The organism is Mycobacterium sp. TH-M11 (assembly GCF_057473725.1).
Genome location: NZ_JBYCLD010000282.1, coordinates 1 through 2483, shown reverse-complemented (window position 1 = coordinate 2483; position 2483 = coordinate 1). Strand labels below are relative to the sequence as shown.

The following is a 2483-nucleotide window of genomic DNA, read 5'->3' as shown; positions in this document are numbered from 1 at the left end:
TGCCATCGAAGAGTCAGACGACACCGTCGCGGCCGAGACCGGCGGACTGCGCAACCGGCGGCCGTCCGGCAAGGTGTCGCACCGTCGTCGGCGTTCGCGCCGCGGCGTCGCCGTCGACGAGTGAGCCGGTCGATTCGCTGAATTCTCGGTTCCGGCAGTTCGGCGGTTCCCTATGCTGAGCAAGTGCCCAACACCTATCGCATAGTCCAGTGGAACACCGGAAACGTCGGCAAGAGCTCCCTCAGATCGATTGCGGACAACCCGCTGCTCGAGCTGGTCGGCTGCTTCGCGTGGTCGCCGGAGAAAACCGGACGTGATGCCGGCGAGCTGGTCGGCATCGCGCCGCTGGGGGTCACCGCCACCAACGACGTCGACGCTCTGCTGGCATGCAAGCCGGATTGCGTCGTCTACAACCCGATGTGGATCAACGTCGACGAATTGGTCCGCATCCTGTCCGCCGGCGTCAACGTCGTGACCACCGCGTCGTTCATCACCGGGAAGAACCTCGGCGCAGGCCGCGACCGGCTCGTCGAGGCCTGCGAAAAAGGCGGTTCGACACTCTTCGGCTCCGGCGTCAGCCCTGGCTTCGCCGAACTGCTGGCCATCGTCTCGGCAATGGTGTGCAACCGGGTCGACAAGGTGACGGTCAACGAAGCCGCCGACACCACGTTCTACGACTCGCCCGAGACCGAGAAGCCGGTCGGCTTCGGTCAGCCGATCGACCACCCAGAGCTGCAGGCGATGGCCGCCAAGGGCACGGCGATCTTCGGTGAGGCCGTCGCACTGGTCGGCGACGCACTTGGGATCGAACTCGACGATATCCGGTGTGACGCCGAATTCGCCCAAACCACCGCCCCCCTAGAGATGACGTCGTGGACCATCCCAGCGGGTTGCGTCGCAGGCGTCTACATCAGTTGGCAGGGAATTCTCGACGGCAAGACCGTTATCGATCTCAACGTGCGGTGGCGCAAAGGCCAGACGCTGCAACCGGATTGGAAGATCGACGGCGACGGCTGGGTCATTCAGGTCGACGGCCAGCCCACGGTGACCACCAAGATCGGCTTCCTGCCGCCACCGTACTTCGAGGCCACCACGATGGAGGAGTTCATGGATCTCGGGCACATCATGACGGCGGTGCCCGCCATCAACGCGATTCCCGCAGTCGTCGCCGCAGCGCCGGGAATCGCGACTTATGCCGATCTGCCGCTGACGCTGCCGCGCGGGTTCGTCGCGCGGTGATCGCAACCCCGGCAAAGCCGCGGGTCGCCGGGATCAGCGCAGCCTCAGCGGTTTAAGTGCCAGGGATGTTTTGCAACTTGCCCTGCAGGTCCGGGCAGTACTGCGCGATCGCGCTCCCAAGGAACTGGTAGGTCTGAACCTGAGTCGTACCACGGGGAAGGTTACGGGAGAGGAACACCGCAGACGCCGCTGCGTTCGGGTCAACCCCCGCCGCGAGTCGGTGACACGCGATCTTGGCGATGTAGGGGTTGTAGTCATGCGGCCCGTAGATGCCGTAGCGGCCGATCTGGTTGTCGAAGTCGGTGTCCGGGTCGGCATAAGCCGGCGCCGCCACGCTGATCGCCGCCGCAATGGCTGCGGCCGCAACACCGGTGAGCTTCATGCGCGACATCCTACCCTCGTCGCGTCCGCGTCGACTCATCGTCTGCACTCCCTTTCGGCCATCCGAGCCACCTGCCCGCGCTCGCGTTACCGTCTTGAACAACCGGTGCGCCCAGTTTCTTTCTGGTCGCGTATTCAGATTAGAGTAGCTAAGGTTACACACAGGCTAATTAACTGAGCAGCCTTCTCCCCGGTTAAGGAATCGAAGCGCCCATGACGACGACTGAGGCAAGGACCGAGCCACTGAAGACTCAGGGATCGGCCGGCAGCGAGGGTAACCAGGACACCCGCTCACCGGCCAAGAAGAAGGGGCTGCTCAGCCGATTCTGGATAGTGCTGGTCATCACCGCGGTGATCGCGGTCTCAGGCTTCGTCGTGTACCGGTTGCACCGCGTCTTCGGCGTCAACAGCGGCTCGTTCGGTGGCGGCACGTCGGGCGAGGTCCTCGACTCGTTCAACGCCAAGACGATCACCCTCGAGGTCTGGGGCTCACCGGGCAGCACCGCGACCATCAACTACCTCGACGAAAATTCCCACCCACAGCAAGCCCTCGACGTTCCCTTGCCCTGGAGCAAGGTGTTGAGTTCGACCAAGCCCGGCATCCCGGCGAACCTGGTGGCGCAAGGAGACGGTAGCTGGATCGCCTGCCAATTCGTCGTGAACCAACACGACGGGCGGGGTGACGTCATCAAAGGTTTCGATCATTCGCCCCCCAACGAAACGGTGAACGCCTTCGTGTACTGCCTGGACAAGTCCGCATGAGCCAGACCACCGAGGCCAAGCCGCCCGTCGACCAACCGCTGATCCCGCCGTTTCTGCCGCGGATGATCCATCGACTGGCGCTGCCGATCGTCCTGGCCTGG

At 64.0% G+C, this 2483-nt stretch carries 3 protein-coding genes and 1 pseudogene; 3 read left to right on the top strand and 1 reads right to left on the bottom strand.

Features of this window, described 5'->3' with window-relative positions; all coding sequences use genetic code 11:
• Together AC2VOG_RS11710 and AC2VOG_RS11705 are read left to right on the top strand one after the other, a co-directional pair.
• Positions 1-124, top strand: a pseudogene (locus tag AC2VOG_RS11710) (hypothetical protein); the annotation flags it as partial.
• A gap of 59 nt (positions 125-183) precedes the next feature.
• Positions 184-1239, top strand: coding sequence for an NAD(P)H-dependent amine dehydrogenase family protein (locus AC2VOG_RS11705; protein WP_486940063.1), 1056 nt, complete (start codon positions 184-186; stop codon positions 1237-1239).
• Between the two features lie 52 nt (positions 1240-1291).
• On the opposite strand, the gene AC2VOG_RS11700 is transcribed toward AC2VOG_RS11705, so the two are convergent.
• Entirely contained in the window at positions 1292-1621 is a 330-nt protein-coding gene (locus AC2VOG_RS11700; protein WP_486940062.1) for a DUF732 domain-containing protein, read from the bottom strand.
• 212 nt (positions 1622-1833) lie between these two features.
• Here AC2VOG_RS11700 and AC2VOG_RS11695 point away from each other — a divergent pair, with 212 nt between their 5' ends.
• Positions 1834-2382 (top strand): MmpS family transport accessory protein, encoded by a 549-nt coding sequence (locus AC2VOG_RS11695; RefSeq protein ID WP_486940061.1) that lies wholly within the window; start codon positions 1834-1836, stop codon positions 2380-2382.
• The last annotated feature ends 101 nt before the right edge of the window (positions 2383-2483 follow it).